This window comes from Xanthobacter nonsaccharivorans (assembly GCF_043194755.2).
Lineage (GTDB): Bacteria > Pseudomonadota > Alphaproteobacteria > Rhizobiales > Xanthobacteraceae > Xanthobacter > Xanthobacter autotrophicus_G.
The window spans coordinates 2943587-2965875 of record NZ_CM195526.1 but is presented as its reverse complement, the minus strand read 5'-3'; the positions used below and the strand labels follow the sequence as shown (position 1 = coordinate 2965875).

Sequence of the window (22289 nt, the reverse complement as noted above, 5' to 3'; positions counted from 1 at the left end):
AGTGTCGCGTCAGTGCCTGAAGCGTCAGTGCCTGAGGCGTCAGTTCTTGGGCTTCACCCGGATCGCCTTGTCGCCGGCGATGTCTTCGGGATGGGCGGCGACGACGCGGCCGTCCTTGACGAGGCCGAACACCGGGATGTTGGCGGTGATGGCCTCGTGGTCTGTGGCGGAGAAGGGCTTGTCGTAGACGGTGACGACGCCCTCGACCTTCGTGTTGAGGTTCTCGAGCGCCTCGCGGACCTTGCGGCCGTCGGTGGAGCCGGCCTGCTGGATGGCGGCGGCGAGCAGCAGCACCGAGTCATAGCCCTGCGCGGCCGAGACCGGAGAGGGCATGCGATCGATCTTGTAGGCGGCCTGGTAGGCCTCGATGAACGCCTTGCGCTTCGGGGTGTCGGGCAGCTGGATGAAGGTCTGCGGCATCATCGCGCCGTTGCCGTTGGGGCCAGCGGTGTCGATGAAGCTCGCCATGGACAGGGTCCAGGAGCCGATCATGGGCACCTTCCAGCCGAGCTTCGCCATGCCGTTGGCAATCTGCGCCAGCTCGGGGCCGATGGCGTAGGTGAGGATCACGTCGGCGCCCGCCTCCTTGGCCCGCAGCAGCTGCGCGGTCATGTCGGTGTCGCCGATATTGAACTTCTCGGTGGCCACGGGCTTCACGCCGAGGCCGGCGAGCGCCTTTTCCAGGTCGGCGCGGCCGAGCTGGCCGTAATTGGTGCTGTCGGCGAGGATGGCCGGCTTCTTGAAGCCCTGCCGCTTCACCGCCTCGTCCGCAATCATCGAGCTCTGGATGACGTCGTTGGCCGAGGTGCGGAAGACGTAGTTCGCCTTGTTCTCCGGCGGCAGGAACTGCTTGGAGATGACGGTGCCGGTGGCCACGTTGTTGAGCACCGGGATCTCGGCTTCCTGGTAGAAGCGCTGGGAGGCCAGGGCCACGCCGGTGTTGATGTAGCCGAGGGTGGCGACCACGCCTTCCTTGTTGATGAGCTCCTGGGCGATCTGCACGCCCACCTCATTCTTGGCCTCGTCGTCGCGCTCGACGAGCACCAGCTGACGGCCCAGCACGCCACCGTTCTTGTTGATCTCGGTGACCGCGAGCTTCACGCCGTCGCGCATGCTCACGCCCATGGAGGAGGAGCCGCCGGTGAAGGGGCCGCTGAGGCCGATCTTGATGGGGTCCGCAGCCACGGCTACGCCGGCCATGGCGATGGTTGCGGCAACCGCCGCAAACATTCCGCTCAGTCGCATGTTCTACTCCCTAGGGATGCCTGTTTTTCTGGCTTTTCGTTTCCGCCCGGCGCCATGGCCGAACAAGGCTGAAACGTTTAGAGCATGCACTGTTTCCGCACCAGCGCGACTTAAGACTTATGGATGAGCCGGGTGCCGGGGAAGGTAGCAGGAGACGTGGGACGGGCGCCGCGGCGCAAGGAAAGGCGCGGCGGATCAATGATGTGGTTCTATGGTATGGTGATGAGGTCGCGGCGACGGAAATGTCGGGGTGCGGATCAACCCGTGGTGCACGTCAACCTGCCACCCCTCGCGGAGGATGGCAGGAGATGTTCACGACACGCCCGATGACGCGTCAGGCGCGACGGACTACTGCGCGGTGCCCTGTCCAGCCGCGGGAGTGGTGGCTGGAGTGGCCGGGGGGCGATTCTGCGAGCGGGGCAGCGGGATGATGCGCACCTGCCGCTGGCCGGGCTGTTCCGAGGCCGGGGCGAGCGGGGCATCGGCGGTGGCGGTCACCGGGCCGCCGGCGGCGGCTTCGGCGGCGCCGGGCTGCGACTTGCCGGCCTGCCCTTTGCCCTTCCCACCCTGGGCGGGATCGTTGAACTTGGGTGCCGACATCTCGCGGGCCTGCTGCTCGGTCACGAGAATGTCCCCCTTCTTCAGGGTGGTCTCATCCTCGATTCCAGCGAGCGCCTGCGCCCAGGACTGGCCGACCGGCTTGCAGGTGCAGGACGGCACAAGCTCCTTGCGATAGCGCAGGGCGTTGGGCAGCGACATGTAGGACTGGCCGGACACGCTCACCGCCGACTTGATGTCGCCGCTGTAGGTGAACAGCTGCGCGTCCGAGCCCGGGCACAGGCGCTTGCACAGCTGGTCGTCCTGCGCGTAGCGGCTGGAATTGGTGGAGTTCGCCATGGGGAAGAAATAGCCGTCGCAGGTGCGCACGCAGACGGTGCGCGACGAATATTGCTTCGGCTGGTCGAGCGGGATGGTGGCAAGGTCCGGGGCGGTCTCGTCCGGCTCATTCTGCGGCGTGCCGAAGATGGCGTCGAAGAAGTTGCGGGGCCGCTGCGGCTCGGCCCGGCGGGAGGCCTGGACGGCTGCGGTGTATTGCGGCCCGCAATTGTTCTGGGCAAGCGCGATGATCAGCGCCCGGCGCTGGCCGCTCTGGTCCGCGCCACCGCGCTCGATGCCGGCGAGGGACGAGCGCAGGCGGGAGATCTGGTCGCTGATCTGGTCGCATTCCGGCGGGCGGGGCGGGCCCTGAAAGATGAGGAAGCCGCGCGGCGCATCGCAGCCCATGCTGCGGGCCTGGCCGGAGAGCCGGTCGAGGTCGGCGCGCATCTTGTTGGATTGCGCCTGCTGGGCGGCGCCATTGGTGTTGCGGTCGAGCGCCTGGAGCGAGGCTTCCAGCTGCTGGCAGCTCGCGCCCTGGGCAAAGGCCTCGGTCACCACGCCGACGCCCGTCGCCAGCACCACGGCCGCGACCGCGACCTTGCGTGCCGAGGCGCGGAACGAGGCGCCCATCCGTCGCGTAAGACCCATCCTCAACCTTCTCGCTCGCTCGAACCTGTTGCGGCGGGCCGTCCCTGGTGTCCTTTCCGGAACCGGATCGGGGCCGCAGACGCGCCCGCGGGCACCGTCACGTTGATCTGTATAGCCCGACAGCGCCGGTCAATGGTGACGAAACTGTGGCTTGCGGCCCCACGCCAGCCGGGGACGGCCGGCGTGGGGCGAGACCCTCAGCTCTTGCCGCGGGAGCGGATGTTGAAGCCGTCATACGCATATTCGGCGATCTGCCACCACACGAGCTGATCGGCACGGATCGCGTTCATGGAATCGAGGGCCTGCTTGAAGGCGGGGTTGGTGGCGGCGAGCTCGTTGTAAAGCTCGAAGGCCGCCTTGTGGCCCGCTTCCATGATGGACACGGGGAACGGATGCAGCTGCACGCCCTGCTCAACCAGGCGACGCAGGGCTGGCGGGTTCACCGCATCATACTTGGCGAGCATCCAGTTGTTGGCCGCTTCCGACGCGTTGCGGACGATGGCCTGATAGTGCTTCGGCAAGGCGTTCCACTGATCGTTGTTCACGATCAGGTGCATCATGGCGCCGCCTTCCCACCAGCCGGGGTAGTAATAGTGCTTGGCCACCTTCACCAGGCCGAGCTTCTCGTCGTCATAGGGGCCGACGAACTCCGCCGCGTCGATGGAGCCGCGCTCCAGCGCCGGGTAGACGTCGCCGGGGGCGATCTGCTGCGGCACCACGCCGAGCTTCGCCAGCACCTGCCCGCCGATGCCGCCGATGCGGAACTTCAGGCCCTTCAGATCCTCGACGCCGGTCAGCTCCTTGCGGAAGAAGCCGCCCATCTGGCAGCCGGAATTGCCCATGGGCATGGAGGTGACGTTGTACTTTGCCAGCACGCCGTTGATGATCTCAGCACCGCCGCCGAAGAACCACCAGGAATGCTGCTGGCGCGAGTTGAAGCCGAACGGCACGCCGGTGCCGAAGGCGAGCGCCGGATCCTTGCCGGTGTAGAAATAGGTGGCGGTCTGCGCGCACTCCACCGAGCCCTTGGACACCGCATCGAGCGCCTGGAGGCCCGGCACCAGCTCGCCCGCCTGGAAGGTCTGGATCTGGAAGCGGCCGTCGGTCGCCTCGGCGACGTAGCGCGCGAACATCTGCGCCGTGCCGAAAATGGTGTCCAGCGAGCGCGGGAAGGAGGACGTCAGGCGCCACTTCACCTCGGGCTGGGACGAGACCACGGCCGGCTGGGCGACGGCGGTGGAGGCCAGCGCGCCGGTCGCGAGCGCGGAAGCGGAGGCGCCAATGAAATGGCGGCGCTTGATGTCCATGACCAAACTCCTCGGGCCTGTTCTTATGGTCGTGCGGGATGGGGCGACAGGGGTGTCACGGTGCAGGGCGCGCGTCAATGATCGCGCCGCCGTTCAGCGGGTTGCGAGGTCACGATTTCGCTGGCCGCGGGGCCGCCCGTCAGCTCCGCCCCCTGTTGCGCGGCGCGGCAAACCCCATATGCAGGGCAGCATAACCTTGGGGATCGAGATGACGCCTGCCGCAGCCATGACGCGTGCCGCCGCCCTTCTTGCCGCGGCCCTGGCTTTCCTGCCCATGGCCGGGACGGGCTCCGTCGCGGCGCAGGAGCCGAACCTGATCTTCAAGAAGTCGACGGTATGGAAGTTCCTGACCCCCGACGACAAGCTCGCCGTCTACGGCATCGACGACCCGGTGGTGGAGGGCGTCGCCTGCCACTACACGACGCCGGAGAAGGGTGGGTTGAAGGGCATGGTGGGTGTTGCGGAGGAAGTCTCCGACATCTCCCTCGCTTGTCGCCAGGTCGGGCCGATCTCGTTCAAGTCGAAGTTCGATCAGGGCGACGTGGTGTTCCGCGAGAGCCGTTCCTTCTTCTTCAAGAAGATGCAGATCGTGCGGGGCTGCGATGCCAAGCGCAACGTGCTCGTCTACCTCGTTTATTCCGACAAGCTGATCGACGGCAGTCCGAAGAACTCCACCTCCACCGTTCCGATCATGCCATGGGGCGGGAGCGGTGATGTGCCGAAGTGCGCCGACTTCCTGCGCTGAGGGCCGGGAGGCGGCGCATCGGCCTCAACGGGCGCAGGTGATGGCGACGGCCTCGGGGCACAGGGCGCCGGTGCAGAAGCGCTCCGGCGCGCGGGCGCTCGCCGGGGTGAGCGGCGTATCCGTGACCCGGCCGAAGTCGAGGGCGTGGTCGTAATCGTGGGAGTGGCACCAGGCGGCGGCGATCTTCTCGCCGCAGGGAGCTCCGGACGACAGACAGGCGTCGACCCCGTAACCGTCCGAATTGTCGATGATGAAGATTCGCGTCTCGGCCAGGGCCGGGGCGACGGACAGCGACAGGCCCGCCGCCGCTGCGAAGACCAGCGATCGAAGGATGTGCATGGGAAGGAAACGGCCTCTCGAACAAGGCGCGCGGCCGGCTCTGTCCCATCTGGCGGCACGCGCTGCGGACGGCAGGGCGCCGGGGGAAGGGAGGAGCGGCCCGAAGGGCGGGCCGCCTTGGCGCCGGAGGCGCGCTTTCAGGGTGGGGGGATAGCGCCGCCGGGGCGATCCGGTCAAGCGCGGGCGAGCAGCAGCTTCACGAGCAGGGCAGCGGTCGCGAGCCAGATGAGGATGATGGCGACAAGTCCCGCCCGGCTCACCGGCCGGGCTTGCATCCGTGTCGCCTCATCCCGCAGCCGGGCCAGCACCGGGGGCGGAATCAGCCGGACCGCGAGGAGGATGCCAACGGGCACGATGACGAGGTCATCCAGATAGCCCAGCACCGGGATGAAATCCGGAATGAGGTCGACGGGCGAAAGGGCGTAGGCGGCCACGATCCCTCCCACCACCTTTGCGGAAAGCGGAACCTGCGGGTCGCGGGCGCCGAGCCACAAGGCGAGGACATCGCGCTTCAGGCGTCCGGCCCAGGCTTTGAGCGCCTGGAGGCGCGTCCGGCTCGGCATCGGGAAAGCACCTTCCGATCAGCGGTATGGCGCCATTCTGGCGGCGCAGACGGGCACAGAGAAGCGCAATAATCCTGCGCGAAGGGGGGTGAGGCTTGTGCGAAAGGTCTTGACGCCCGCGCCAGCGCGAACCATTGTCCCGCGCCATGAACGGCCGTCTTGCCATCATCTGCGCCGTCGCGGCGATTATTTGCGGTTAGCCCGAAAAGCTGGCCGCGGCCGTCCTTTGCTGCTCCCTTAAAACAAGGATCTGGACGCCCCGGCCGGTGGACCGGCGAGAGCGCATGTTTCGCGCTTAGGGGCCTCGCGCTGTTCCGCTTAGGCGGAACGGGCCGCGTAACCCCTCAGGAGAATTGGGGGATCGATCCATGGAGCTCAGGCTCTACAATACGCTGACCCGCTCGAAGGACACGCTGCGTCCGCTCGATCCCAGCCGCGTGCGCATGTATGTGTGCGGCCCGACGGTCTATGATCACGCCCATATCGGCAATGCCCGCCCCGTCATCGTCTTCGACGTGCTGTTCCGCCTGCTGCGCCGCCTCTATGGCGAGGCCCACGTCAAATACGTGCGCAACATCACTGACGTGGACGACAAGATCAACGCCCGTGCCGCGGAGCGCGGCATCACCATCCGTGACCTAACGGAAGAGACCTACCGCTGGTTCCGCCAGGACACGGCTGCGCTCGGCTGCCTGCCACCGACCGTCGAGCCGCGCGCCACCGAGCACATCATCGAGATGCGCGACCTCATCGAGCGCCTCGTCGCGACGGGCCATGCCTATGTGGCGGAGGAGCATGTGCTGTTCCACGTGCCCTCCATGCCGGACTATGGCCGTCTCTCCCGCCGCCCGCTGGATGAGATGGTGGCCGGCGCGCGCGTGGACGTCGCGCCCTACAAGCGCGATCCCATGGATTTCGTGTTGTGGAAGCCGAGCGAGGAGGGAGTCCCCGGCTGGCCCTCGCCCTGCGGCATCGCCACTCCGGGCCGCCCCGGCTGGCACATCGAGTGCTCGGCCATGAGCTGGAAGCACCTGGGCGAGACCTTCGACATCCACGGCGGCGGCATCGACCTCGTCTTCCCCCACCATGAGAACGAGATCGCCCAGTCGCGCTGCGCCTTCCACACGGGGGTGATGGCGCAGATGTGGATGCACAACGGCTTCCTGATGCTGGAAGGCGAGAAGATGTCGAAGTCGCTCGGCAACTTCGTCACCATCCGCGAGCTTCTGGAGGAGTGGCCCGGCGAGGTGCTGCGCCTCGCCATGCTTTCCACCCATTACCGCCAGCCCATCAACTGGACCCGGCAGGGCCTGGGCTTCGCAGCTAAGACGCTGGACAAATGGTACCGCGTGATCGGCGAGGTGGAAGCCGAGGCGGGGGAGGGGAACCCCTTCGAGACCGAGATCGCCGACCGCCTCGCCGATGATCTCAACACCCCGTCGGTGATCTCCCACCTGCACCATCTCGCCGAGGTGGCGGAGCACGAGGACACGTCCTCCGCCTTGCGCCGCCGCTTCAAGGGCGCGGCCAACCTGCTCGGTCTGCTCAGTGATACCGAAACCGGGTGGCGCGCGCGGCAGAAGCAGGCCATCGCTCTCGACGAAGGGGTGATCGCCGGCCTGATCGCCGAGCGCCTCGCCGCCCGCAAGGCCAGGGATTTCAAGCGCGCCGACCAGATCCGCGAGGAACTGGCGGCCCAGGGCATCGTGCTGATGGACAACAAGGACGGAACGACCAGCTGGGAGGTGTCGCGATGAGCGCTCCCGTCTCGCTGCGCCCCTTCCTGCCGGCGGATGCGCCCCTGCTCGCCGCCCTGTTCCGCGCCTCCATCGCCGAACTGACCGGCGACGATTATGACGAGGAGCAGCAGGAGGCCTGGAGCGCCGCTGCCGATGACGAGGCGGCCTTCGCCGAACGCCTCGCGTCCCGCCTCACCCTGGTGGCCCACAGGGGTGGCACGCCGGCGGGCTTTATCGCCCTGAAGGACAACGCGCACATCGACCTGCTCTATGTGGCACCCGATGCGGCCGGCTCCGGCGTCGGCAAGGCCCTGTGTGACGCGGTCGAGGCGCTGGCCAAGGCCCGTGGCTCCCGGGCGGTGTCGGTGGATGCCAGCGACACCGCGCTCGGCTTCTTCCAGCGCCGCGGCTACGTGGCCCACCGCCGCAACATGGTGCCGCTTGCCGACACCTGGCTGGGCAACACGGCCATGGAGAAGGCGTTCTCCGAAGGGGCAGGGCAATGACGGCGGCTGTTCCTCAGGGGCGCGAGCGCCTCTATCTCTTCGATACCACCCTGCGCGACGGCGCGCAGACCAACGGGGTGGATTTCACCGTCGCCGACAAGCTGAGGGTGCTGTCCCTGCTGGACCGGCTGGGCGTCGACTATGTGGAGGCCGGCTATCCCGGCGCCAATCCCACCGACACGCAGCTGTTCGCCGAAGAGCATCCGGCCAAGGCCCGCATCACCGCCTTCGGCATGACCAAGCGCCCCGGCCGCTCCGCTTCCAATGACCCTGGCATCGCCGCCCTGCTGGAGGCGAGGGCCGATGCCATCTGCTTCGTCGCCAAGTCCTCCGCCTATCAGGTGCGGGTGGCGCTGGAGACGACGAAGGAGGAGAACCTCGCCTCCATTCGGGAAAGCGTCGAGGCGGCCGTTGCCGCCGGGCGTGAGGCTCTGGTGGATTGCGAGCACTTCTTCGACGGCTTCAAGGAAGACCGCGACTTCGCGCTCGCCTGCGCCCGCGCTGCCTATGAGGCCGGCGCCCGCTGGGTGGTGCTCTGCGACACCAACGGCGGCACGCTGCCCCATGAGGTGGAGGCGATTGTCGGCGAGGTGGTGAAGGTGGTGCCGGGCAGCAACCTCGGCATCCATGCCCACAACGACACGGAGCAGGCGGTGGCCAACTCGCTCGCCGCCGTGCGGGCCGGCGTTCGGCAGATCCAGGGCACGCTCAACGGCCTCGGCGAGCGCTGCGGCAATGCCAACATGTGTTCCATCGTGCCGACGCTGCTGCTGAAGAAGGAGTTTTCGGAGCGCTTCGACATCGGCGTCTCGCGCGAGGCCCTGGGCGAGATCGCCCAGATCTCCCGAACGCTGGACGAGATGCTGAATCGCGCGCCGGACCGGCATGCCCCTTACGTGGGCGAGAGCGCCTTCGCCACCAAGGCCGGCATCCACGCCTCGGCCATCCTGAAGGACCCGGCGACCTACGAGCACGTGCCGCCGGAAGCGGTGGGCAACCGGCGCAAGCTGCTGGTCTCCGACCAGGCGGGCAAGTCCAACGTGCTGGCGGAGCTGGAGCGCCTCGGCGTGCCGGTGGACAAGAAGGATCCGCGCCTTTCCCGCCTCCTCGACGACGTCAAAACCCGGGAGTCGCTCGGCTATGCCTATGAGGCGGCGGACGCCTCCTTCGCGCTCCTGGCGCGCCGCGCCCTCGGCACCGTGCCGGACTTCTTCGACGTGGAGCGCTTCAGCGTGAACGTGGAGCGCCGCTTCAACGCCAAAGGCGAGCTCACCACCGTGGCCGAGGCCATCGTGAAGGTGAAGGTGGGGGACGAGGTGCTCATCTCCGCCGCCGAGGGCAACGGCCCGGTGAATGCGCTGGACGTGGCGCTGCGCAAGGATCTCGGCAAGTACCAGCCTTTCATCGCCGGGCTGCATCTCACCGACTATCGCGTGCGCGTCCTGAACGGCGGCACCGAGGCGGTGACGCGCGTGCTCATCGAAACCGCCGACGAGAAGGGCGATCGCTGGACCACCGTCGGCGTCTCCCCGAACATCATCGATGCGTCCTTCGAGGCGCTCATCGACTCCATCACCTGGAAGCTGCTGAAGGAGGGGGCGACCGCCTGATCGCCCCCTTTCCCCTGGCCCCGGCCGCCGGATGCGGCGGGGCGCCGCGCCTCCGAGAATAGGGTGCGCATGTTGTCCGAAATCAATGTCTAGCGGGGTGCCTGGGAAGAGACTTCGACCAAGCTTGGAGGCAAGCTCTTTGGCTTACATCCCCGCTTGGTTCGGAGGGTTTCGTCATGTCCGAAGTCAATGCCCGGTTTGATTTGTCCAATCCCATGGTGGTGACGCGCATCCTGTGCGGCTTGTTCTATTTCCCCCACGCCATTTCCAAGATCATCGGATTTGCGGGGGCGGTCGGGTTCTTCACCAAGGCCGGGTTTTATCCGCCGGAAGGTTTCGTGGTGCTGTCCGTCACGATGGAGCTCATCTGTGCGTTCGGCCTGACTTTCGGGGTGTTCACCAAGTATCTCGGAGTCGTCTCTGCGGGGCTCATGGCCGTGGCCGCCTATGCGACCATCGCGGTGCACGGGCTCGGCTGGTTCTGGGCACAGCACGGCATCGAATATCTTGTCTTCTGGGGCGTCGCTTCTCTCGCCGTGGCGCTTGATGCATGGAACAGGAATCCCGGCATCTTCGGCCTGTTCGCCTGGCCCCTGAAGAGGACTGCGCCTGCCACCGCGTGAGCCGGCACGCGACGTCCAGGCGGGAGGGCTGCCCTCCCGCCTTTTCTTTTCCCGCCTATTTCCCGCGACGGCCCTGGGCGGAGGCGAGGCTCCGCGTCAGGGCATCCATGATGTTCACCACGTTTGAGGCAGGCTCCTGCCGCGCCGCAGTCCGGGGCTTGCGGGCTGGGTGTTTCTTCTGCCGGGCAGCGATCAGGTCGAGGAGGCCGGCCTGGACCGGGTCCTCTACCATGTCCGGCGTGAAGGGGCGCGTCCGCTCCCCGATCAGCTTTTTGATCAGGGCGAGGGCGGCCTTGTCCGGGGCGCGCCCCGCCTCGGGTGCGCCGTCGAAGGAGCGCACCTCGTCACCGAAGCGCAGCGTCCACAGAACAAGCCCGCGGCCGCGCGGCTCGATCATGACCCCGCGCTCCCGCCGATAGAGCACGAGGCGGGAAAGAGCGGCCATCCCGCTCTCCGCCATGGCGGCGCGGATGACGGCGAAGGCTTCCGCCCCCACCACATCGTCTGGCGTCATGTAATGGGGCTTGTCGAGGTAGACCCAGCCAATGTCGTCGCGGGGCACGAAGTGCTCGATGTCGATGATGCGGGTGCTGTCGAGGGCTACGGCATCCAGTTCCTCGTCCTCGAGAATGACGCTGCTGTCCTCTCCCGTCGGGTAGCCGCGCGCCACGTCCGCATCGTCCACCGGCGTGCCGGAGATCTCGTCCACATAGCGGGAGACCACCTTGTTGCCGGTGAGGCGATTGAGGGTGTGGAAGCGCACCTTCTCGGCTTCGGTGGTGGCCTGCGTCATGGCTACGCGACAGGTCACGAGCGAGAGCTTCAGATAGCCCGTCCAGAAGGCGCGCGGGGCCATCGCAACTCAGGCCTCAGTTGCGCGAGACATGCTCGGGCTTGCCGGTGCGCTTGGTGGAGGCGAACTCCTCCAGCTGCTTTTCCGTCATGCTCTCGAACATCTCGCGAGAGGCGCCCTTGAGCTTGCCCTTGGGCAGCTCGCCGCGCTTGGCCGCCAGCGCCGCGCCCGCCGCCATCTGCTGGGCCTTGGATTTCGCCGGCATCGACTCCTCCGTCATCAGCTTTGCTTAGTAGGACCTGCGGCCCTTCAGGATCTCCATCTCGGCTTTCTCCCAGTGCGCGCGGTCGCGGCCCTGGGGATAGCCTTCCTCCCGCCAGATGGCGTGCGCGCGGCGGCGGATCTGGTCGCGCTCCGTCTCGGTGAGGCCGTTCGATGCGACGCCGTGCAGTTTGCTCTCTGGTGTCGGGGCGTTGGGTTGGGGCATGGCGCCCTCCGTGTTCATCCGGGCGCACGAATCCCTCCGCACACCCCTCTGGTGACGAACGGCCGGTGGCCGCGGACGGTTCCCGGCTTCCATTCCGGCAGGTACAAGGAGGCAAACCAGACGAGGAGACGCGCATGTCGAGCTTTCCGCAAATCGGTGCCCTGGCCGCGCAGGCGCGCGGCATCCTGAACGGGCTCGGTGTGAGCGCCTCCCGACTCGAAGGCCACCGCGCGGCCACATCGCCCCTCACCGGCGAAGTGCTGGCTCACGTCGCAGACATGGGGGCGGAGGAGGTGGAGGGCGCCATCGCCCGCGCCCATGCCGCCTTCCTTGAATGGCGCACCGTGCCCGCGCCGCGCCGGGGCGAGCTGGTGCGCCTGTTCGGCGAGGAATTGCGCGCGGCGAAGGCCGACCTCGCGGCCCTCGTGACCATCGAGGCCGGCAAGATCGCCTCGGAAGGGGCGGGCGAAGTGCAGGAGATGATCGACATCTGCGACTTCGCCACCGGCCTCTCGCGCCAGCTCCACGGCCTGACCATCGCCACCGAGCGGCCCGACCACCGCATGATGGAGACATGGCATCCCATCGGGGTCGTCGGGGTCATCTCCGCCTTCAACTTCCCCGTCGCCGTCTGGTCATGGAATGCCGCGCTCGCCTTCGTCTGCGGCGACGCGGTGGTGTGGAAGCCATCGGAGAAGACGCCGCTCACCGCTCTCGCGGTGGATGCCATCTTCCGCCGCGCCGCCGCGCGTTTCGGCAGCGTGCCAGAGGGGCTCTCCACCCTCGTCCTCGGGGCGCGGGAGGCCGGCGAGGCCCTGGTGGACGATGCCGGTGTGCCGGTCGTTTCGGCCACCGGCTCCACCGCAATGGGGCGGGTGGTGGCACCGCGGGTGGCGGCGCGCTTCGGCCGGGCGATCCTGGAGCTCGGCGGCAACAACGCTGCCATCGTCTGCCCTTCGGCAGATCTCGACCTCACGGTCCGCGCGGTGGCCTTCGCCGCCATGGGCACGGCCGGGCAGCGCTGCACCACGCTGCGCCGCCTCATCGTCCACGCGGACATCTATGACGCGCTGCTGCCGCGCCTGAAGAAGGCCTACGGCTCGGTGCGCGTCGGCGACCCGCGCGCCGCGGAAACTCTGGTGGGTCCGCTGATCGACGGTGAGGCCTTCGCCGCCATGCAGGTGGCGCTGGAAGCGGCGCGGGCGGCCGGCGGCGTCGTCACCGGCGGCGAGCGGGTGGCGGCGGATGCGTTGCCGGATGCCTTCTACGTGCGCCCCGCCCTGGTGGAGATGCCGGCGCAGACCGACACGGTGGCGGCGGAGACCTTCGCCCCCATCCTCTACGTGCTGCGCTATTCGGACTTTGCCGAGGCTGTCCACCTCAACAACGAGGTGCCGCAGGGGCTTGCCTCGTCGGTCTTCACCACGAACCTGCGCGAGGCGGAGCTGTTCCTCTCCGCGGCCGGCTCGGACTGCGGCATCGCCAATGTGAACATCGGCCCCTCGGGTGCGGAGATCGGCGGCGCGTTCGGTGGCGAGAAGGAGACGGGCGGCGGCCGCGAGGCGGGTTCGGACTGCTGGAAGGCCTACATGCGGCGTGCCACCAACACCATCAATTACGGCACCCGCCTGCCCCTCGCCCAGGGCGTGACCTTCGACGTGGGATAAGCCTGCGCCACGGGCCTCGTGGCGCAGTCGCGCAGCAATCCGGCGCCATGGGTAATTTGGCACCTTGTGCCCCTATGCTGCCAAGCGCTAGCTTCACCTTGTATCGGCTTGGCGGCGGGCTGGTGCGTGTCCCAATGGCGGGAGGCGCCGGGCTCGGAGGCGGAGGTAGGGGGCGCAGTTCGGCGGCGGGATTTCCCGGCGGTCCGGCTGGGCTGGACTGGATCGCGCATGGCGCGTTCCGACGCGTGCAGGCCGCCCGGCCGGCGCGGTTCCCTACAGCCGTCGCTCGCGCCGTCGCGTTTCCCGTCTCCGCATCCGAACGCAGAAGAGGCCCTTCATGCTGCATTCCCAATGCCTGGTCCGAGCCGCAGCGGTGCTGGCCATGGTGGGGTTCCTGGTGGGCGGGCGCGTCGCGCCCGCCACCGCCGCTCCGCCTGGTCCCAAGGACCATGCCGCCAACACCATCGACCCTGCCGCGCTCGCCGCCGTCACTCGCATGGGCGCCGCCATTGCCGCGTTGAACACCTTCGAGCTGACCGCCCACACCACCATCGAGGTCGCGCTCCGCGGCGCCCATCAGGTGGAGCTCGGCGGTACCGTGCATTATTTTGTGAAGCGTCCGGATCGGCTGCGGATCGACAGCGAGACGGACACGATCAGGCGGCAATATTTCTTTGATGGCAAGACTTTCACGGTCGTCGCGCCGGCCGATGGCTATTTTGCGCAGGCGCCGGGCAAGCCGCGCGCGGACGAGACGCTGGCCTTCGCCGCGCAGACCCTCGATGTGGAGGTGCCGCTGGCCGACCTGTTGTCCTGGGGGACGCCGACCTCGCCGCTGAAGCAGTTCACGCGTGGCTTCTTTGTCGGCCTCGCCACGATCGACGGCAAGCCGGCCGAGCACTATGCCCTCATCGGCCGCGACCTCGACCTGGAGATCTGGCTGCCGCCAGGGGATGCGCCGCTGCCGCTGAAAATCTCTCTGGTGGATCGCCGGGTGAAGGGCAACCCGCGCTTTTCCGCCACCCTCAGCTGGGTGACGAGCCCGACCTTCGGCGACGACGTCTTTGCCTTCACGCCCGGGCCGAACCTTGGGCGCATCGATTTCGCCCGCCCCAAGGTCCAGGCCGGCGGCAAGGGAGGCAAGTGATGGCGAGCGAGACTTTCCGCTCTCCCACCCTCCGTCGCTTCGCCGCGGCGGCAAGCCTTCTTGCCCTCGGCACGAGCCTGCTGCCTCCGGCGGCGGTTGCCCGCAGCTTCGGCTTCCACGGTGGTTTTGCCCGTGGCGGCTTTGGTCATGAAGACTATGCGCGGGGCTTCGGCCACGGCGGCTTTGACATGGCGGGCCCGCGCATGAACGCGAGCCCGCACTACAATGCGGATTCCCGCTTCAACCGCCCGGTGCCGCCCGGCCATTCGTTTGATCGGCCGGACCATCAATTCCCAACACCGGCCCATAATCCGGACGCCGGGCCGAAACCGGCCCCCAATCCCGAGCCGGGACCGCGGCCTGCCCCGCATCCGGCGCCGAATCCCGATCCCGGTCCTCATCCCGGACCCAGGCCGGGCCCGCATCCGGGGCCAGGGCCAGGACCCGGGCCTGGGCCACATCCAGGTCCGGCACCGCTGCCGCCGGGGCCAGGCCCGCACCCGGGGCCGGGCCCCGTGCCGCCCGGACCGGGGCCCATTCCGCCCGGCCCTGGCCCTGGTCCAGGCCCGGGTCCGCTGCCGCCATATCCGCCCTACCATCCGGGTTACTGGCCCGGCCCCTACTATCCGGGTGGATGGTGGGGCGGGGCTGCGGCCGGTGCGGCAGTGGTCACGGCGGCGGCCATCGGCTCCTACGTCTATTCGCTGCCGGATGCGTGCGCGCGGGTCATCGTCAACGGCGTCGCCTACCAGCAGTGCGGGCCGAGCTGGTACTTGCCGCAATTCGTCGGCGGGCACGTGGTCTATCAGGTGGTGACCAACCCCAACTGATGCGAAACGGGCGGCGTCGTTGCGGCGCCGCCCGGTTCATCTCCACCTGCTCGAGGCCCGATATCGCTCAGGGCAGCAGGCCGCGCACCAGCAAGTCGTGATATTCCTGCGCCACGTCTTCCGCCGACTTGCCGCCGCCCGGCTTGAACCAGCGCACCATCCAGCTCAGCAGCGAGAGCACGGCGCGGCCGGTCATGGCGGCGCTGACCTCGCGGAACGAGCCATCCGCCACGCCTTCGGTGATGATCTGGCGCAGCAGCCCCTCATGCGCGTCGCGCAGGGCGAGGGCATCGTCCTTCAGCTCCGTGTTGGCCATGCCGGAAAAGCCCACGAGCATGGTGACGAAGCAATCGTAATTGTCGGCGAGGAAGCGGGCGTGGGCCATCATGTAGTGGCGCAGCCGCTCCACCGGCGGGTCCTCGTCCTTCACCGCCTTTGCCGCGGTCTCGTAGAGGCCCGTGAGAGTGAAGATGATGATGGCGTCATAGATCTCCTGCTTCGAGGAGAAGTAGTTGTAGATCGCGCCCTTGGAATAGTTCATGGCACGCGCCAGCTCGTTGAGCGAGCTTTCCACATAGCCCTTTCGCGCGAACAGCTCGGCTGCCTTGCGCAGGATTTCGGCACGCGGGTCCTCCATCAACGGCGGCCGGCCGGGACGCGCGGAAGCCTTGCGCGGGCGGGACGCACGCGGGGCGGCTTCCTTCTCCTTCGTCACATCCTGATCCAGCGCTTCGCTCCCTTGACTGAGGCTCGATAGTTATATACCGACTGGTCGGAATGTAAATGGAGCCAGCCCGGATCGTCCGGGCGGCAAGCGGGAGACACGCCGATGGCCGCCGCCTCGAAAGCCACCTTCGACTGGACCGATCCTTTTGATCTCAACAGCCAGCTGACCGAGGACGAGCGCCTGGTGCGCGACACGGCGCGCGACTATGCGCAGGAGAAGCTCCTGCCGCGCGTGACCTCCGCTTATCTCGACGAGCGCTTCGACCGTGAGATCATGAACGAGATGGGCGAGCTGGGCCTGCTCGGCCCCACCATCCCGGCGGAATACGGCGGCGCGGGCCTTGGCTACGTCTCCTACGGCCTCGCCGCGCGGGAAGTGGAGCGGGTCGATTCGGGCTACCGCTCGGCCATGAGCGTGCAGTCCTCCCTCGTGATGCACCCCATCTACGCCTACGGCTCCGAGGAGCAGCGCAAGAAGTACCTGCCGAAGCTTGCCACCGGCGAATGGGTGGGCTGCTTCGGCCTCACCGAGCCGGACGCGGGCTCCGACCCGGCCGGCATGCGCACCCGCGCCGAGAAGATCGACGGTGGCTACCGCCTCAACGGCGCCAAGATGTGGATCACCAACTCCCCCATCGCCGATCTCGCGGTGGTGTGGGCGAAGTCCGCGGCGCATGACAACGCCATCCGCGGCTTCGTGGTGGAGCGCGGCACCAAGGGTTTCTCCACCCCCAAGATCGAGGGCAAGCTGTCGCTGCGCGCCTCCATCACCGGCGAGGTGGTGCTCGACGGCGTGGAGATCCCGGAAGAGAACCTGCTGCCCAACGTCTCCGGTCTGGCCGGCCCCTTCGGTTGCCTCAACCGGGCGCGCTTCGGCATCGGCTGGGGGGCCATCGGCGCGGCCGAGGCGTGCTATGCGCAGGCGCGGCAGTACACGCTCGACCGTAAGCAGTTCGGCAAGCCGCTGGCCGCCACCCAGCTGGTGCAGAAGAAGCTGGCCGACATGGCCACGGAGATCGCCCTCGGCCTGCAGCTCTGCCTGCGCGCGGGGCGGCTGTTCGAAGAGGGGCAGCTGCCGGTGGAGGCCATTTCCTTCCTGAAGCGCAACAATTGCGGCAAGGCCCTGGATATCGCCCGCACCGCCCGCGACATGCATGGTGGCAACGGCATCTCCGCCGAGTTCCACGTCATCCGCCATGCGGCGAACCTGGAGACGGTGAACACTTACGAGGGCACGCACGACATTCATGCGCTGATCCTCGGCCGCGCCATCACCGGCATCCAGGCGTTCTTCTGAGGCGCTGCGCGCGTCGGTCCGACAGTCGGGCCGTCATGTCCCGGCTCGCCCGGGGCATCCACCGCGCCGCTCGCCTGCCGCCAGGCAAAAGAAAGAGTGGATCCCCCGGGCGAGCCGGGGGATGACAGCAAGACCGGGCAATGGTGGCCCGTGATCGCCGGCGGACCGTACACGTCGGTGAACGTCGTCAATGCAGGCTCGATCCCATGTCCCAGCCCCTTTCCGGCCTTCGTGTCCTCGAACTCGCCCGCATCCTCGCGGGTCCCTGGTGTGGGCAGCTGCTCGCCGATCTCGGTGCGGAAGTCATCAAGGTGGAGCGTCCCGGCGGCGGCGATGATACCCGCACCTGGGGCCCGCCCTTCCTGAAGGGGGCGGACGGGGCGGACCTCGGCGCGGCCTATTTCCATGCCACCAACCGCGGCAAGCGGTCCGTCGCCGTTGATTTCGAGACGGAGGAAGGGCAGGCCACCATCCGCGCCCTGGCTCGGCAGAGCGATGTGGTGATCGAGAATTTCAAGGTTGGCGGCCTCAGGAAATACGGGCTCGACTACGAGAGCCTGAAGGCCGAGAATCCGCGCCTCGTCTATTGCTCCGTCACCGGCTTCGGCCAGGACGGCCCCTATGCGCCGCGGGCGGGCTACGACTTCCTGGTGCAGGGCATGGGCGGCATCATGGACCTGACCGGCGCGCCGGATGGCGAGCCGCAGAAGGTGGGCGTCGCCTTCGCCGATATCTTCACGGGCCTCTATGCTACCGTTGGCATCCTCGCCGCCCTGCGCCGGCGAGAGGAGACGGGGACGGGCGGCCACGTGGACATGGCGCTGCTCGACACGCAGGTGGGCGTGCTGGCCAACCAGGCCATGAACTACCTCACCTCCGGCAAGGCGCCCAAGCGCATGGGCAACGCCCATCCCAACATCGTGCCCTACCAGGTCTTCCCCTGCGCGGACGGCTATTTCATCGCTGCCGTGGGGAATGATGGCCAGTTCGCCCGCTTCTGCGCCGTGCTCGGCGCGCCGGAACTGGCGCAGGAGCCGGATTACAGGACCAATCCCGAGCGCGTGGCCCATCGCGCCGCCCTGGTGCCGCAACTCTCCGCCCTCACCGCCGCCTTCAGGCGCGACGACCTCCTCGCCGCGCTGGAGAAGCAGGGGGTGCCGGCGGGGCCCATCAACACCGTCTCCCAAGTGTTCGACGATCCGCAGGTGCAGGCGCGTGGGCTGCGCGTTGACCTGAAGGAGGCGGGCGGCGGCACCGTGCCGGCAGTGGCGAGCCCCATCGTGCTCGACGGGGTGCGGCAGGTGGCGAAGCGCGCGAGCCCCCGCCTCGGCGCGGATACCGAGGCGGTGCTCGCCGCCCTCTCTGCCCTCGCGAAGGCCTGAGCCGTGGCATTGGCGGGCCCGGCGCGGACGGGAGCGGCCTACGACGTGGTCATCGTCGGCGGGGCGGTGACCGGCTCGTCGGTGGCCTTCCACCTTGCGGCCGATCCCGCGTTCACAGGCCGCGTGCTGGTCCTGGAGCAGGATCCCTCCTACCAGCGCTGCGCCTCGGCCTTGTCGGCGGCCTCGATCCGCCAGCAATATTCCACCGCCATCAATGTGGAGATCTCGCTCCACGGCATCCGCTTCCTGCGGGAGATCGGGGAGCGGCTGGCGGTGGACGGCGAGCGCCCGGACATCGGCCTCACCGAGGGCGGTTATCTTTTCCTAGCAGGTCCCGAGGGACGCGCGGCGCTTCAGGCGGGGCATGCGGTTCAGGTGGCCCAAGGCGCCGACATCGCTTTCCTGGAGCCGGACGCGCTCGCGGCGCGCTTTCCCTGGCTGAGCGTGGACGACCTGTCCGCCGGCTGCTTCGGTGTGACGGGGGAAGGGTGGTTCGATGGCTACGGCCTCATGCAGGCCTTCCGCCGCAAGGCGCGCGCGCTCGGCGTCGACTATCGTGCCGCGCGGGCCCAAGGGGTGAGGCAGGCAGCCGGGAGGGTGGCCGCCGTTGTGCTGGAGGGTGGCGAGGAGATCGCCTGCGGCGCGGTGGTGAATGCGGCGGGCGCCGGCGGGCGGGAGATCGCGCGCTCGGCCGGCGTCGACATTCCGGTCCACACCAAGAAGCGCATGATCTTCACCTTCACCGCCGAGGACCCGGTGCCGGGCTGCCCGCTGCTCATTGATCCCACCGGCACCTATGTGCGGCCGGAGGGGCGGGGGTTCCTCTGCGGGGCCGCCCCGGCGCCGGCGGACGACCCCGACAATGTGGATTTCGAGGTGGACCACGCCTTCTTCGAGGAGACGGTGTGGCCGGCGCTCGCCGCCCGCATCCCCGCCTTCGAGCGCATCCGCCCCGGCCGCGCCTGGGCCGGGCACTATGACATGAACGCTTTCGACCAGAACGCCTTCATCGGCGATGTGGAGGGAGTTGAGGGCTTCTACCTGGCCAACGGCTTTTCGGGGCACGGGCTCCAGCAGTCGCCGGCGGTGGGGCGGGGGCTCGCCGAGCTCATCGTCCATGGGCGCTATGTGACGCTCGATCTCGCTCCGCTCGCCTTCTCCCGCCTCGCCCGCAACGAGCCGGTACGCGAGCTGAAGGTGGTGTGAGGGTCACGGAGGCGGGGGCAGGGGAGCGGCCGTGGCGCGAAACTCTCCCCAAGGGTCGCGATCGAGGGCCGCGAGGCGCGTGGGCGTATTGAGGGCCGTGAAGTGGCCCGGCCCGATGTCCGGCGAAAGCTCCTCCCAGGCGAGCGGCATGGAGACCGGCGCGCCTGGCCACGCGCGCGTGGAATAGGGGGCGACTGCGGTCTGTCCGCGCTGGTTGCGCAGATAGTCGATGAGGATGCGCCCCTTGCGCTTGGTCTTGGCGATGGTCGAGACGTAGAGGCCCGGGCTGTCGGCCGCCATGGCATCGGCCAGCGCCTTGGCGAAAGCCTTCGCCGCCGTCCAGTCCGCCTTGGGCTTCAGCGGGGCGCAGACATGGAGGCCCTTGCCGCCGGAGGTCTTCACGAAGGCTGACAGGCCGGCCTTTTCCAGCCTCTCCCTCACCTCCCGCGCGGCGGCCAGCACCTGCTCCCACGCGACCCCCTCGCCAGGGTCGAGGTCGAGGATGAGGATGTCGGGCCGCTCCCAGTCGGCGATGGTGGAGCCGAAGGGGTGGATCTCCAGCGCCGCGCCCTGCACCAGCGCCGTCAGCCCGTCGAGGTCGCGGATGGCGAGGTAGGGCGCGTCCTCCGGCGCCTTCGGGTCGACAGGGCGCAGGATGCTGCGGTCGAGGCCCTGCCAGGGATGCTTCTGGAAGAAACGCGGGCCGCCGATCCCCTCCGGGCAGCGCACCAGCGCCAGTGGCCGGTCGGTGACGAAGGGCGCCATGAGGCGCCACACCTCGGCGTAATAATCCGCCAGTCCTTCCTTGGTGAGGCCCGCGTCGGGCCAGTAGATGCGATCGGGATGGGTGAGGCGCACGCGCCGGCGCGGCGGGGCATCGTCCGGCGGGTCGGCCGATGGGGGATCCTCCCGCACCACCTCGCGCGCCGGCTTGTCCTCGCGCAGGCCACGGAAAGCAGCGTGGCGCAGGTGCCCGTCGGCCGTCCAGCTGCGGAATTCCACCTCCGCCACATGGTCCGGCTTCAAGAAGGTCACGTGCCGCGCCTCATCCGCCGTGAGGGGCGTGGCGAAGGGCGATGTCTCCACCGCATCCGGTGCGAGCTGGGCATGGAGGTCGGCGGCGACGCGGCGGGTGAAGCCGGTGCCGACGCGCCCCACGTGGACGAGTCGGCCCTTCTCATAGGCGCCCAGCACCAGTGAGCCCACCGTCCGGCGCGACGTGGTGGAAGGCACGAAGCCGCCGATGACGAACTCCTGCCGCTCAGCGCATTTGGACTTGATCCAGTCGCGGGAGCGGCCGGAGCGGTATGGGGCATCCTTCAGCTTGGAGACGACCCCCTCCAGTCCCAGGCGGCAGGCGTGCTGAAGCACGAGGGAGCCGTCATCCTCGAAGTGGTCGCTGTAGCGCACCTTCGCCGCCCCATCGCCGATGAGCGTTTTCAGCAGTCCTTTGCGGGCCAGCAGTGGTGCGCCCGTGAGATCCTGTCCGTCGAGATGGAGGAGGTCGAAGACGTAATAGACGAAGCGGTCCGTGCGCCCCTCCCGCAGATCCGCCTGAAGGGCCGAGAAGTCGGAGGCGCCGTTGCCCGTCTCCACTACCAGCTCGCCGTCGATCAGCGCGTCGGTTACGGGGAGACCTTCAAGCGCCGCGGGAACTTCGGGGCCGAAGCGCCCCGTCCAGTCGAGCCCGGTGCGGGTGAGGAGCCTGGCGTGCCCATTGCTGATGCGGGCTTCGATGCGATAGCCGTCGAACTTGATCTCATGGACATGGCGCCGGCCGGCCGGCGCGCGGGGGGCCAGGGTCGCAAGGGCCGGCGGAACGAAGTGCGGCAGCGGCGCGGCCCTGCTATCCTTAGGGAATGTGGGCTGCTGCGAGACCGGTGGGTCCGGCTCCGCTGGGCCGGAGCTTCGTGCCGCGGGGCGCCGAGCGGGGGGCCGCTTCGACGTTGCGGCCGGATCGGCGGCGGAAATGTCCGTCACGTCCCGGCCGGTGAGCACCGATGCCGGGGCGTCGTCCAGAATATCCGGCGCACCTTCCGGACGGGCATCGGCATCCTCGGCCTTGATGAGGAGCCAGTTGTCCTTCTTTCCGCCGCCGCGTGGCGCCATGCGCACCAGGTGCCAGCCGCCGTGCAGCTTTTCCCCGTCGAGGCGGAAGGAAAGGTGGCCTTTCGCATAGCCCGCATGGGGATCGCCCTCCGGCGTCCAGAAGCCGCGGTCCCACACGATCACGTTGCCGGCGCCATATTGGCCGGGCGGAATGGTGCCCTCGAAGCCCGCATAGTCGAGCGGATGGTCCTCCACCTGCACCGCAAGGCGTTTTTCGCTCGGCACGAGGCTGGGGCCGCGCGTGACGGCCCAGCTCTTCAGCACCCCGTCCATCTCCAGCCGGAGGTCATAATGCAGGCGGCGCGCGGCGTGCTTCTGGATGACGAAAAGGCCCGCCGGCCCCCTTGCGGGGTGGGTGTGCGATGCCTGGCGCCCCTTGGGCTCGGGCGTGGTGCCGAAATCGCGCTTGGCGCGGTAGGGGGAGAGATCGGCCATGCCCGG

Annotated in this window: 21 protein-coding genes; 11 read left to right on the top strand and 10 right to left on the bottom strand. The window is 68.4% G+C overall.

Annotated features, from left to right (window positions below; translation table 11 throughout):
* Nucleotides 1-39 precede the first annotated feature (39 nt).
* The 3 genes from V5F59_RS13625 to V5F59_RS13615 all read right to left on the bottom strand — a co-directional run bounded on the left by V5F59_RS13625 (nt 40) and on the right by V5F59_RS13615 (nt 4073).
* Nucleotides 40-1245, bottom strand: coding sequence for an ABC transporter substrate-binding protein (locus V5F59_RS13625; RefSeq protein ID WP_393978233.1), 1206 nt, complete (start codon nt 1243-1245; stop codon nt 40-42).
* A 348-nt stretch (nt 1246-1593) separates the two neighbouring features.
* Entirely contained in the window at nt 1594-2772 is a 1179-nt protein-coding gene (locus V5F59_RS13620) for a DUF2865 domain-containing protein (protein WP_393978231.1), read from the bottom strand.
* Nucleotides 2773-2969: 197 nt separating this feature from the next.
* Nucleotides 2970-4073 (bottom strand): TRAP transporter substrate-binding protein, encoded by a 1104-nt coding sequence (locus V5F59_RS13615; RefSeq protein ID WP_393978614.1) that lies wholly within the window; start codon nt 4071-4073, stop codon nt 2970-2972.
* 214 nt (nt 4074-4287) lie between these two features.
* On the opposite strand from V5F59_RS13615, the gene V5F59_RS13610 reads away from it, so the two are divergent.
* Nucleotides 4288-4824: a CreA family protein gene (locus tag V5F59_RS13610; protein WP_393978229.1), complete on the top strand. Its 537-nt coding sequence runs from the start codon at nt 4288-4290 to the stop codon at nt 4822-4824.
* 24 nt (nt 4825-4848) lie between these two features.
* On the opposite strand, the gene V5F59_RS13605 is transcribed toward V5F59_RS13610, so the two are convergent.
* Nucleotides 4849-5163, bottom strand: coding sequence for a hypothetical protein (locus V5F59_RS13605; protein WP_393978227.1), 315 nt, complete (start codon nt 5161-5163; stop codon nt 4849-4851).
* A gap of 173 nt (nt 5164-5336) precedes the next feature.
* Nucleotides 5337-5726: a YkvA family protein gene (locus V5F59_RS13600; protein ID WP_393978225.1), complete on the bottom strand. Its 390-nt coding sequence runs from the start codon at nt 5724-5726 to the stop codon at nt 5337-5339.
* A gap of 368 nt (nt 5727-6094) precedes the next feature.
* Here V5F59_RS13600 and cysS point away from each other — a divergent pair, with 368 nt between their 5' ends.
* From cysS to V5F59_RS13580, 4 genes are all read left to right on the top strand, one after another.
* Nucleotides 6095-7483, top strand: a complete 1389-nt coding sequence (gene cysS, locus V5F59_RS13595; RefSeq protein WP_393978223.1) for a cysteine--tRNA ligase — start codon at nt 6095-6097, stop codon at nt 7481-7483.
* The gene (locus V5F59_RS13590; RefSeq protein WP_393978221.1) at nt 7480-7971 is read left to right on the top strand and encodes a GNAT family N-acetyltransferase; all 492 of its coding nucleotides are present in this window, start codon (nt 7480-7482) and stop codon (nt 7969-7971) included. The genes cysS and V5F59_RS13590 overlap by 4 nt, the downstream gene beginning before the upstream one ends.
* Nucleotides 7968-9581 carry a citramalate synthase gene (gene cimA, locus V5F59_RS13585; RefSeq protein ID WP_393978219.1) on the top strand — a complete coding sequence of 538 codons (1614 nt, stop codon included), beginning with the start codon at nt 7968-7970 and terminating at the stop codon, nt 9579-9581. The genes V5F59_RS13590 and cimA overlap by 4 nt, the downstream gene beginning before the upstream one ends.
* Before the next feature lie 176 nt (nt 9582-9757).
* A complete protein-coding gene (locus V5F59_RS13580) occupies nt 9758-10204 on the top strand; it encodes a DoxX family protein (RefSeq protein WP_393978217.1) in 447 nt (148 codons plus the stop codon).
* 55 nt (nt 10205-10259) lie between these two features.
* Here the strand turns inward: V5F59_RS13580 and ku are convergent, their stop codons facing one another.
* The 3 genes from ku to V5F59_RS13565 are packed head-to-tail and all read right to left on the bottom strand — an operon-like array spanning nt 10260 to nt 11484.
* The gene (gene ku / locus V5F59_RS13575) at nt 10260-11060 is read right to left on the bottom strand and encodes a non-homologous end joining protein Ku (RefSeq protein WP_393978215.1); all 801 of its coding nucleotides are present in this window, start codon (nt 11058-11060) and stop codon (nt 10260-10262) included.
* 13 nt (nt 11061-11073) lie between these two features.
* Nucleotides 11074-11262 carry a DUF3008 family protein gene (locus tag V5F59_RS13570; protein WP_393978213.1) on the bottom strand — a complete coding sequence of 63 codons (189 nt, stop codon included), beginning with the start codon at nt 11260-11262 and terminating at the stop codon, nt 11074-11076.
* 24 nt (nt 11263-11286) lie between these two features.
* Nucleotides 11287-11484: a DUF2934 domain-containing protein gene (locus V5F59_RS13565; RefSeq protein ID WP_393978211.1), complete on the bottom strand. Its 198-nt coding sequence runs from the start codon at nt 11482-11484 to the stop codon at nt 11287-11289.
* A gap of 134 nt (nt 11485-11618) precedes the next feature.
* On the opposite strand from V5F59_RS13565, the gene amaB reads away from it, so the two are divergent.
* The 3 genes from amaB (at nt 11619) to V5F59_RS13550 (ending at nt 15128) form a co-directional block, all read left to right on the top strand.
* Entirely contained in the window at nt 11619-13151 is a 1533-nt protein-coding gene (amaB, locus tag V5F59_RS13560) for an L-piperidine-6-carboxylate dehydrogenase (protein ID WP_393978209.1), read from the top strand.
* 337 nt (nt 13152-13488) lie between these two features.
* A complete protein-coding gene (locus tag V5F59_RS13555; RefSeq protein ID WP_393978207.1) occupies nt 13489-14298 on the top strand; it encodes a DUF2092 domain-containing protein in 810 nt (269 codons plus the stop codon).
* 665 nt (nt 14299-14963) lie between these two features.
* Nucleotides 14964-15128 (top strand): hypothetical protein, encoded by a 165-nt coding sequence (locus V5F59_RS13550; RefSeq protein WP_393978205.1) that lies wholly within the window; start codon nt 14964-14966, stop codon nt 15126-15128.
* Between the two features lie 67 nt (nt 15129-15195).
* Here V5F59_RS13550 and V5F59_RS13545 read toward each other — a convergent pair whose 3' ends face one another.
* The gene (locus V5F59_RS13545) at nt 15196-15843 is read right to left on the bottom strand and encodes a TetR/AcrR family transcriptional regulator (RefSeq protein WP_393978203.1); all 648 of its coding nucleotides are present in this window, start codon (nt 15841-15843) and stop codon (nt 15196-15198) included.
* A gap of 114 nt (nt 15844-15957) precedes the next feature.
* Between V5F59_RS13545 and V5F59_RS13540 the strand changes: the two genes are divergently transcribed.
* From V5F59_RS13540 to V5F59_RS13530, 3 genes are all read left to right on the top strand, one after another.
* The gene (locus tag V5F59_RS13540) at nt 15958-17151 is read left to right on the top strand and encodes an acyl-CoA dehydrogenase (protein WP_393978201.1); all 1194 of its coding nucleotides are present in this window, start codon (nt 15958-15960) and stop codon (nt 17149-17151) included.
* Between the two features lie 206 nt (nt 17152-17357).
* A complete protein-coding gene (locus V5F59_RS13535) occupies nt 17358-18533 on the top strand; it encodes a CaiB/BaiF CoA transferase family protein (protein WP_393978199.1) in 1176 nt (391 codons plus the stop codon).
* A gap of 3 nt (nt 18534-18536) precedes the next feature.
* Nucleotides 18537-19739 (top strand): NAD(P)/FAD-dependent oxidoreductase, encoded by a 1203-nt coding sequence (locus V5F59_RS13530; protein WP_393978197.1) that lies wholly within the window; start codon nt 18537-18539, stop codon nt 19737-19739.
* Between the two features lie 3 nt (nt 19740-19742).
* Here V5F59_RS13530 and ligD read toward each other — a convergent pair whose 3' ends face one another.
* A complete protein-coding gene (gene ligD / locus V5F59_RS13525; RefSeq protein WP_393978195.1) occupies nt 19743-22283 on the bottom strand; it encodes a DNA ligase D in 2541 nt (846 codons plus the stop codon).
* Between the last annotated feature and the right edge of the window lie 6 nt (nt 22284-22289).

What these genes read in the sequence shown, in the direction of transcription:
- V5F59_RS13625 (WP_393978233.1), bottom strand. Translation starts at nt 1,245, where the DNA reads ATGCGACTGAGCGGAATGTTTGCGGCGGTTGCCGCAACCATCGCCATG.
- V5F59_RS13620 (WP_393978231.1), bottom strand. Translation starts at nt 2,772, where the DNA reads ATGGGTCTTACGCGACGGATGGGCGCCTCGTTCCGCGCCTCGGCACGC.
- V5F59_RS13610 (WP_393978229.1), top strand. Translation starts at nt 4,288, where the DNA reads ATGACGCCTGCCGCAGCCATGACGCGTGCCGCCGCCCTTCTTGCCGCG.
- V5F59_RS13605 (WP_393978227.1), bottom strand. Translation starts at nt 5,163, where the DNA reads ATGCACATCCTTCGATCGCTGGTCTTCGCAGCGGCGGCGGGCCTGTCG.
- V5F59_RS13600 (WP_393978225.1), bottom strand. Translation starts at nt 5,726, where the DNA reads ATGCCGAGCCGGACGCGCCTCCAGGCGCTCAAAGCCTGGGCCGGACGC.
- cysS (WP_393978223.1), top strand. Translation starts at nt 6,095, where the DNA reads ATGGAGCTCAGGCTCTACAATACGCTGACCCGCTCGAAGGACACGCTG.
- V5F59_RS13590 (WP_393978221.1), top strand. Translation starts at nt 7,480, where the DNA reads ATGAGCGCTCCCGTCTCGCTGCGCCCCTTCCTGCCGGCGGATGCGCCC.
- cimA (WP_393978219.1), top strand. Translation starts at nt 7,968, where the DNA reads ATGACGGCGGCTGTTCCTCAGGGGCGCGAGCGCCTCTATCTCTTCGAT.
- V5F59_RS13580 (WP_393978217.1), top strand. Translation starts at nt 9,758, where the DNA reads ATGTCCGAAGTCAATGCCCGGTTTGATTTGTCCAATCCCATGGTGGTG.
- ku (WP_393978215.1), bottom strand. Translation starts at nt 11,060, where the DNA reads ATGGCCCCGCGCGCCTTCTGGACGGGCTATCTGAAGCTCTCGCTCGTG.
- V5F59_RS13570 (WP_393978213.1), bottom strand. Translation starts at nt 11,262, where the DNA reads ATGCCGGCGAAATCCAAGGCCCAGCAGATGGCGGCGGGCGCGGCGCTG.
- V5F59_RS13565 (WP_393978211.1), bottom strand. Translation starts at nt 11,484, where the DNA reads ATGCCCCAACCCAACGCCCCGACACCAGAGAGCAAACTGCACGGCGTC.
- amaB (WP_393978209.1), top strand. Translation starts at nt 11,619, where the DNA reads ATGTCGAGCTTTCCGCAAATCGGTGCCCTGGCCGCGCAGGCGCGCGGC.
- V5F59_RS13555 (WP_393978207.1), top strand. Translation starts at nt 13,489, where the DNA reads ATGCTGCATTCCCAATGCCTGGTCCGAGCCGCAGCGGTGCTGGCCATG.
- V5F59_RS13540 (WP_393978201.1), top strand. Translation starts at nt 15,958, where the DNA reads ATGGCCGCCGCCTCGAAAGCCACCTTCGACTGGACCGATCCTTTTGAT.
- V5F59_RS13535 (WP_393978199.1), top strand. Translation starts at nt 17,358, where the DNA reads ATGTCCCAGCCCCTTTCCGGCCTTCGTGTCCTCGAACTCGCCCGCATC.
- ligD (WP_393978195.1), bottom strand. Translation starts at nt 22,283, where the DNA reads ATGGCCGATCTCTCCCCCTACCGCGCCAAGCGCGATTTCGGCACCACG.